Here is a 6,786-nt window from a genome sequence, read left to right as displayed (position 1 = left end):
ACACACCTGATTCCGAGTTAGTTCCAGTTTAGCCGTAGTGGTAGAGTCTGCTGAGTGGTAATCTAACTCGGAACTAGGTGTGTTACAACTAGTTACTAGACTAGTAAACTAGCTAGAGTAGAAGAACAGAGGACATAGCAACGGCTCCACCAAAACCACAAACAGCTGCTACCGCTCCTAGAACTAGGGCTAGGGACTGGTCCACTAACTCTCGATACTCGGCTACTCAGCGAAGGAGACCAATTTGATCCAACTAACTCGGAATCGGGTGTGTGTGTCCGATCGTACACATCTGATTCCAGTCCAAACCAACAGTCACGGAGATGGTGACACGAAAATTACGCGATCTATTCCCGTCCTGCTTAGTCCTCGGTGCCGACAGGTGTCGGAACATTCGTCCCTCGCGGGAATTTGGGTTTCTCTTCCTGAATCAATGTCAGTTCAGTCACGAAGGCCGATTCCTAATTGACAATAATTAACAAACGGGGGTGCATACAACCATCCACAACGCCCTCCATGTCCCACATGTCATCAACTACTGACGGAATCGGGCGCTGTCCGGAATGTCAGACGGATCTAACCCGATTCCATATCCTGCTGGAGTACGAAAACGCAGATGGCGAGGACGCTATCTGGGCCGATTGTCCCAGCTGTGGGACAGTTGTCCATCCCGAACCCACTGACGATGCTTGAGCGCATTCGGGAGCTCGTGAACTCATCACAGCAGCTCCACGAATGCCGGCAGTGCGGCTGCACTGTCGACCAGTCGACGGAAATCTGTCCCGAATGTGGCTCCTCAAGCATTGCCCAGTATAGGGTCCACTAGCGACCTTCAAAACAGTCTCTGACGAACTGCACCACCAACTCTATCTATCATCTGTACAACTCCCCAGCTGTCGCGGGAGGTTCTCGAACTCCCCCCAGCAATACTCCCGCGACGTTACTCCCACGGATAGCGACCGTGGCGCTCGCGATGGGCGTCTCAATGACTGTCGTCTACTACGCGCTTGACCCGAACAACACAACCTGACGCAACTCGCACTCATTGTACTGACCAACTTTCGTCTTACCAGCGGCCGTTGTAGAAGCCCTTAGTCGTGGATATGGGTCTGGAGACGCTGGAACCAGAGCCGAATCGTTGTTACCGAGAGGTCGACGGCCTCACTTAGTGTCTCCTGCGTGATTCGCTGGTCGGCGCTCCGACTGGCGAGATACACTGCGGCGGCTGCGATGCCGACCGGATTCCCGTTGATCTGTGCAGACTCGGTGGCCTGCTCGGCTAGCTGGCTCGCGTGCTGCTGCACGTCGTGGGGTACCCGTTGGGGAACATCCGAGCAGACCTTCGGCACCCAGTCGACGGGCAGGGCAACCGGAATCGAGAGATCGAGTTCCGCCTGGAACGTGCGATAGCAGTTCCAGGCCTGCCCTTCCGAACACCGAGCGACGTCGGCTACGTCGCTCATCCGAACGACGCCGTTGCACCGGCCAGCAGCGTAGACGGCGGCCGCTGCACCGCCTTCGATCGACCGGCCGTGCAGGAGATTAGCGTCCTGGGCCTGCTGGAAGAGCGTCGCGGCTCGCTCTCTGACCGCGTGGGCCTGTTCAAGGGCGCTGACCATCCGCCGGATCTCGCCGAGGCCGTGCGCGAGGTTCCGATCGCGCTTGCTCTCGAACTTCGACTGACTGTGGAGTCGCCGCTGTCGAGAGAGTCGCCGCCGCCGACTTGCGGAGATGTCCGAGTTCTCGGCGGTCCCGATAGTCGTCGAGAGGCCTCGGTCGTGGCGCAGGACTGTTCGGGGAGCGCCGGTCCGCTTCCCTTTGCACTCGTCGTTGTACGAGCGCCACTCGGGGCCGTGGTCGACGGGCTGCTCGTCGACGACCAGGCCGCACTCCGTACAGTGGGTCTCCTGGCCACTCGTGGCCAGGCTGGCGCCACACTCGGGACAGTTCTGCGTCGATGCGTCGAGTCGTGTCTGGACACTTCGCGAAGACATGGAGAATCGCTCCTCTACCCGCCCAGGGAGTCAGAAAACAACCGCGTCACTGCTGATTATGCGTCGGGAAGCTTGCCGTCGGGACGGGGCACCAGCCCCTCGCGGATTTCGATATCGACACGCCGGAGGTGCTTGCACCGACCGGCGGTGTCGGGACAGGTACACGTCTCCTCGAGGACGTCGACCTCGTAGCGACTGTCCGACGCTGAGTGGACTTCGTAGACTCCGGGCTGTTCCAAGAAGGCGATGTCGATAGATTCGCGTTTGGCTCGCTTGGTGCGTGGCTCGTCTTCGGAATGGACTGCGAAGGGGTCCTCTGCTGGATCGGTGACGCCGCCATCGTCGACGCGAGCCTGCGCGACGCCCCCGTCGGCCATCGTTCGGCATGGCTCGCCGTCGACGTGCATCCCAAACTGGTCGTCTAGGGCGCCGGCGTTGATCCACTCGGGGATGGGTCGCTCGCCGGCCGTGAAGCCGACCCGCTTGCGGTGCTTGCACTCCTGGCCGGGGTTGTACTGGGACCAGGGACACTCGCACGTTCCCTGGTAGGTGTCGACGAGATACTCCGAGCCAGAACTGGAGTTGACCAGGAACAGACCGGGTGCGTCCCGCACTCGACCGATGGAATCTAAGACGGTCATAACCTCGGTCAGTGCGGCGACAGTGCGTTTGTCCGGGCCAGCCTCCTCGACGTCAATCTGTGTGCTCTCTGTGGTAGCCATGGATAGCAGGCGGGACGCCCCATTGGGACACCCCTCACCCACCGGGGGTGCAGAAAATTAGCTCGGGGTCTGCTCACCGGACTGGGCTTTGTCGCGTCGAAGCTCCCGCGCTCGCATCCGCAAGTGCGACTGGACCGGCGTCCGGTTCCGGTGCCGGTTCTCGTAGGCAAGGTACTGCTGGACGGTCTCGACCGAGTCCATACAGCGAATCCCGGCCAGGATCGGCTGGAGGTGATCGCTGTCCAACAGCCGCTCGGGTGGGAGTTCGTCGAGGATCGCGTCGCGATCGTCGCTCATCGCTGGCCCCCCGGACGCTCTTGCATCACGAACTCACGCGAGCAGAGTGCGGGCGGCCACCTCTCGACGAGGAACTGCATCGCGGGGACCTCCTCGAGTGCCACGGCCCCGGCAATGGAATGGTCCTCCAGGTCTCCGGTACCCGATCGTTCGGCCTGCCCGCGTTCAGTATCGTGTACGTCTCGCCAGGGGCCGCGACCAACGAAGACGGAACCTATCGGGACACAGACCACCGCTACCTCAACGAGTACGTCGCTCGTGACGGCGAGGCGGTTCGTGTCCCCGGCTCCGATCGGCTGTCGTTCCTGGGGCAGACAGACGCACAGAGCGACCTCCGGCGCTGGGCTTAACCAACACTGGAGGGGATAATCGCGGGTTCGTTGGTTAAGACGCAGCCGACCCCCATTTTCTGTTCCTCCAGAGGGTGAGAGGATGTCGACAGACAGTTCCACTCCGACCGAGGCAGCGACTCCTGACCAGTCCGGTGGCTTCCAGTTCACCAACCTCGCTGGCGACCACGAGATCGAGGCGGCCTACTCCTGGCGGTACGTCGACCGTATCCAATTACGGGAGGGCGATACAGTCCGAATCGAGGACACCGACGGCTACTACGCGGAAGACGAGGAGTTCTGTTGCACCTGTGGTGAGGAGTTCGAGAGCGAAGCAGCGGCCAAAACCCACCTCCGGGAGCAGGCAGTCCAGGGGCCGCCAGTGCCCACCGCCGACGCCCCGACCCCCATCTCCTGGCAAAAAGAGGTGACCGACGAGTGTGACGGGTTCGTCCAGCTCCACCTGGGTCGTGGTCGTTCCACCGGTAAGGTCGTCGACGGACAGGAGTATCTCGTCGCCGTCTCCCGGGAAACGTACACGCCGCCAGCAGGGTTCCGGTTTGACGCCTGGGGGCCACTGGAGTCCGGACGACTCACGTTCCCGTCGGGCCGACCACTGTTCTCGGCGCGGTTGCTGTCGCGAGCGCTCGCAACGCTCGTCGACGGCCACCGGTACTCCCCCGAGCGGTACACGCTGTACTTCCTGGGCGAGGACGGGATGCTCTTGGAAGGGCCAGCCGACGCTGTTCTCGTCGCGCCGAAACAGTCCTCACAGTAGCCCACACCGCGGTTTTCTGTTCCTCCAGCGAGTGAGAGGATGGCCACTCACCCACCAGCGAACTCGTTCCAGCATCGTCCGTCGACGACCTCCTGTGACTGTCCGATCCACGCTGGCGGCGATCCGTTCACGGCGCCGCTCGGGGTCCGATTCGCAGACCACGTCGACGTCGCCCCGATCGACCGGGAGACCGCAGCCGCCGTCTACGAGGCACATCATTCCTACATGGACTCGCTGCCGTCGGTCAACCTGGCACACCATGGGCTGTACTTTCAGGAGTCGCTCGTCGGCGCGTTGACCTACCGCTACCCGCTCATCTCGAAAAAGCGAATCCGATACGGCGTCGACGGCCAGCTGCGACCCGAACCCGTCGACGTCGAGGCATTGCCACGAGGCATTCGGCCAACAGCCCGCCGGGTCCTCCCGGCGACGGACGAGCCCGTCGTCGACAGCGAGGTCGTCGCTGGCGACACGATCGTTGAGGCCGCGCGGATCTGTCTGGGTGTGCGGATGCCCAACCTCGCGTCAGCAGCGCTGGCCCGCTCCCAGGAGCGATTCGTTCGTGACTACGAGGACCGCGGTATCCGGTTCCTGTTGACGTGGGTCCGGGCGGATTTCGACGGCGCGATGGTTCGGGCCCTCCGAGACAAAGGCTGGACCTGTACGGGATATCGAGAGCCCGGCCAAGCGAGCAACCGCGAGGACAAGCCGATCCGCGAGCGCTACAAGTGGCGGTTTCTCTGCCCGGTCGAGCGCGTCCGCGAGCAGTCGACACTCGGACGGTGGTCCGAGTGACCGTCCAGTGTTCGACCTGCGGGCAACACTGGGAGCGCGACCCCGCGCTGGAAGTTGCCTGCCCGTCCTGTGGCGCAGACGTCGGCAGCCAGTGTCGCCGTCCAAGCGGGCATCCCTGTGCTGTTCACGCTGGGCGAGACAAGCGAGCAGCTTCGACTTGATGCTCTTTCACCCGGCTCATGACGGCGGTTTTCTTGCCTCCAACCGAAGGAGTTGTTACGAGGGCTGCCATTCAAGTATCGAGGGAGTCAACAGATTAGTATGAGTCAGGTGGCACGTCAGATCGTTCGGGAACTCCATGACGAGCCACATTTAGAGGGACGACGAATCACGGTTCAGTTCATCAAGACACAGATCGAAGACCGTGGTCTCAGTCCTCGAACCGTGGCTGACCGCCATGATATTGATGTCGCGGATGTGTATCGTGCTCTCACGTACTATTACGATCACCCGGAGGAAATGCGGACCGTCGAAGCTGACAGACAGGCTGCGATTGAAGAGCACGAACACCTGACCACCGATCCTGAAGACGTCCGGAACTGATGGCGTATCGTATCTTGGCCGACGAGAATATTGAGCGTGCGACGGTCACGTATCTCCGGAAGCTCGGTCACGACGTGGAGTGGATTCGGGACGTCTCAGATCTTGGGGTCGGTAGTTCTGATATCGCTATCGCCAGTTACGCTACGTCGGAAAATCGGCTAATTCTGACCCAAGATGACGATTTTTTCACCGAACTGGACCTTTCTCAGAGTCCAGGGGTTCTCTTCCAGAAAGACCAGACGCTCGCTGCACGCGAGGTTGGCGACATCGTCCACGAACTTTCGGAGTATCTCGATCAAAAGGATGTCACGCTGGAATATGTCAGTTCTAACTGGCTCTGAGAGGGTTTGACAACTCGTCGGTTTCCTAATATTACAGGCCAGCTACCTCTCTCCCCCCGATTTTGTGTTCCTCTGGGGAGGTGATAGGATGTCTCGAAACCAGTCTCGACCCAGCAGTGTGGGTGTCTCGTGTCAGAATCGCTCGGCGTTCGTCGAGTCCATCGTGCAGAGCGCTCGCGAAGACGCCAGCGACCACGACCTCGAAGCCGTGGTCCTGCGAGCGGTCGCCCGGCACTCGGAGATCCTGGATCTGCCGGATGTTCTGGAACTGCGGACGGTCCTGGACGTCAACCTCGACGAGACGGCGCGGCTGGAAGTCCGCGTCGCGACGATCGTCGACGCCATCGAGGCGACGGTCGCTAGCTGGCCCCGACGGGAGGTCCCGGCATGAGCTCGGAGGGGACCGCAACGCTGGGCGATTTTGGTGCCGGTGGCCGGCGGTCGGAGGCGATGATCGACAAGGAGCAAGCAGCGATCGACGCCACTGTGGGGGAGTGGGAGTTCCAGGTCCACACGAGCAACTCGATCGGGTGGAACGTTCCCGACACGACGGCGGCGCTGCTCCTTCGGTCGACAGATCAGGGTTGGGCGCTCCGGCGGGCTGGGAAGTTGATCGGGTCCTGCGATACACTCGACGAGGGGCTTTCGTTGGCGCAGAAGCACACCGTCGTAGCTGGCCTTCCACGGCTTGAGCGGGTCCAGATCCTGGTCGGGGCAGACCCGTGCCGTCGTGTCGTCGAGCAACTCGACGACGAAGGGATACTGATTCCCGAAGTGGTAGTCGTAATCCGGAGACCGCCGGGCTCGCTCGACGTGTGTCTCGACTGCTTGGCTGGCCATTTCCCGACTCGGGAACAAGCCCTGCCAGCTACAGTGATGGTCAGCACAGATTGCCAGGAACCCAGTTTCAGTGGTCCGGATCGTCTCTCGATCGAGCGGTGTGCCGACACGGACGTCCGCTGCCCGTTCGATATGACGAGTTCGTGA

The 6,786-nt window shown here is 61.5% G+C and carries 12 protein-coding genes; 9 read left to right on the top strand and 3 right to left on the bottom strand.

Annotated elements, in window-relative coordinates; genetic code table 11:
• The first annotated feature begins 516 nt into the window (after window positions 1-516).
• Window positions 517-693 carry a DUF7837 family putative zinc-binding protein gene (locus Hhyl2_RS20115; protein ID WP_483552588.1) on the top strand — a complete coding sequence of 59 codons (177 nt, stop codon included), beginning with the start codon at window positions 517-519 and terminating at the stop codon, window positions 691-693.
• 398 nt (window positions 694-1,091) lie between these two features.
• Here the strand turns inward: Hhyl2_RS20115 and Hhyl2_RS20110 are convergent, their stop codons facing one another.
• From Hhyl2_RS20110 to Hhyl2_RS20100, 3 genes are read right to left on the bottom strand one after another with little or no spacing between them, the layout of a single operon-like run.
• On the bottom strand, window positions 1,092-1,994 hold the full coding sequence (locus Hhyl2_RS20110) for a transcription initiation factor IIB (RefSeq protein ID WP_483552587.1): 903 nt from the start codon (window positions 1,992-1,994) through the stop codon (window positions 1,092-1,094).
• Window positions 1,995-2,050: 56 nt separating this feature from the next.
• A complete protein-coding gene (locus Hhyl2_RS20105) occupies window positions 2,051-2,716 on the bottom strand; it encodes an SWIM zinc finger family protein (protein WP_483552586.1) in 666 nt (221 codons plus the stop codon).
• Between the two features lie 57 nt (window positions 2,717-2,773).
• A complete protein-coding gene (locus tag Hhyl2_RS20100; protein WP_483552585.1) occupies window positions 2,774-3,013 on the bottom strand; it encodes a DUF8129 domain-containing protein in 240 nt (79 codons plus the stop codon).
• Window positions 3,014-3,132: 119 nt separating this feature from the next.
• On the opposite strand from Hhyl2_RS20100, the gene Hhyl2_RS20095 reads away from it, so the two are divergent.
• The 8 genes from Hhyl2_RS20095 to Hhyl2_RS20060 all read left to right on the top strand — a co-directional run bounded on the left by Hhyl2_RS20095 (window position 3,133) and on the right by Hhyl2_RS20060 (window position 6,786).
• On the top strand, window positions 3,133-3,363 hold the full coding sequence (locus Hhyl2_RS20095; RefSeq protein ID WP_483552584.1) for a hypothetical protein: 231 nt from the start codon (window positions 3,133-3,135) through the stop codon (window positions 3,361-3,363).
• A gap of 82 nt (window positions 3,364-3,445) precedes the next feature.
• Entirely contained in the window at window positions 3,446-4,120 is a 675-nt protein-coding gene (locus Hhyl2_RS20090) for a hypothetical protein (protein WP_483552583.1), read from the top strand.
• Window positions 4,121-4,159: 39 nt separating this feature from the next.
• On the top strand, window positions 4,160-4,915 hold the full coding sequence (locus tag Hhyl2_RS20085) for a hypothetical protein (RefSeq protein ID WP_483552582.1): 756 nt from the start codon (window positions 4,160-4,162) through the stop codon (window positions 4,913-4,915).
• Window positions 4,849-5,076: a zinc finger domain-containing protein gene (locus Hhyl2_RS20080; RefSeq protein ID WP_483552581.1), complete on the top strand. Its 228-nt coding sequence runs from the start codon at window positions 4,849-4,851 to the stop codon at window positions 5,074-5,076. Before Hhyl2_RS20085 ends, Hhyl2_RS20080 begins: the two co-directional genes overlap by 67 nt.
• A 100-nt stretch (window positions 5,077-5,176) precedes the next feature.
• On the top strand, window positions 5,177-5,458 hold the full coding sequence (locus Hhyl2_RS20075) for a DUF433 domain-containing protein (protein ID WP_483552580.1): 282 nt from the start codon (window positions 5,177-5,179) through the stop codon (window positions 5,456-5,458).
• A complete protein-coding gene (locus Hhyl2_RS20070; protein ID WP_483552579.1) occupies window positions 5,458-5,799 on the top strand; it encodes a DUF5615 family PIN-like protein in 342 nt (113 codons plus the stop codon). The genes Hhyl2_RS20075 and Hhyl2_RS20070 overlap by 1 nt, the downstream gene beginning before the upstream one ends.
• Before the next feature lie 88 nt (window positions 5,800-5,887).
• Window positions 5,888-6,190 carry a hypothetical protein gene (locus Hhyl2_RS20065; RefSeq protein WP_483552578.1) on the top strand — a complete coding sequence of 101 codons (303 nt, stop codon included), beginning with the start codon at window positions 5,888-5,890 and terminating at the stop codon, window positions 6,188-6,190.
• Window positions 6,187-6,786, top strand: a complete 600-nt coding sequence (locus Hhyl2_RS20060) for a hypothetical protein (protein ID WP_483552577.1) — start codon at window positions 6,187-6,189, stop codon at window positions 6,784-6,786. Before Hhyl2_RS20065 ends, Hhyl2_RS20060 begins: the two co-directional genes overlap by 4 nt.

Source organism: Haloarcula sp. H-hyl2, from assembly GCF_056934385.1.
The sequence above is the reverse complement of the archived record's forward strand: the minus strand, read 5'-3'. Positions and strand labels throughout refer to the sequence as shown.

Bases quoted from the DNA above. Each gene is read 5' to 3' on its own strand.
- Hhyl2_RS20115 (WP_483552588.1), top strand. From the start codon at position 517: ATGTCCCACATGTCATCAACTACTGACGGAATCGGGCGCTGTCCGGAA.
- Hhyl2_RS20110 (WP_483552587.1), bottom strand. From the start codon at position 1,994: ATGTCTTCGCGAAGTGTCCAGACACGACTCGACGCATCGACGCAGAAC.
- Hhyl2_RS20105 (WP_483552586.1), bottom strand. From the start codon at position 2,716: ATGGCTACCACAGAGAGCACACAGATTGACGTCGAGGAGGCTGGCCCG.
- Hhyl2_RS20100 (WP_483552585.1), bottom strand. From the start codon at position 3,013: ATGAGCGACGATCGCGACGCGATCCTCGACGAACTCCCACCCGAGCGG.
- Hhyl2_RS20095 (WP_483552584.1), top strand. From the start codon at position 3,133: ATGGTCCTCCAGGTCTCCGGTACCCGATCGTTCGGCCTGCCCGCGTTC.
- Hhyl2_RS20090 (WP_483552583.1), top strand. From the start codon at position 3,446: ATGTCGACAGACAGTTCCACTCCGACCGAGGCAGCGACTCCTGACCAG.
- Hhyl2_RS20085 (WP_483552582.1), top strand. From the start codon at position 4,160: ATGGCCACTCACCCACCAGCGAACTCGTTCCAGCATCGTCCGTCGACG.
- Hhyl2_RS20075 (WP_483552580.1), top strand. From the start codon at position 5,177: ATGAGTCAGGTGGCACGTCAGATCGTTCGGGAACTCCATGACGAGCCA.
- Hhyl2_RS20070 (WP_483552579.1), top strand. From the start codon at position 5,458: ATGGCGTATCGTATCTTGGCCGACGAGAATATTGAGCGTGCGACGGTC.
- Hhyl2_RS20065 (WP_483552578.1), top strand. From the start codon at position 5,888: ATGTCTCGAAACCAGTCTCGACCCAGCAGTGTGGGTGTCTCGTGTCAG.
- Hhyl2_RS20060 (WP_483552577.1), top strand. From the start codon at position 6,187: ATGAGCTCGGAGGGGACCGCAACGCTGGGCGATTTTGGTGCCGGTGGC.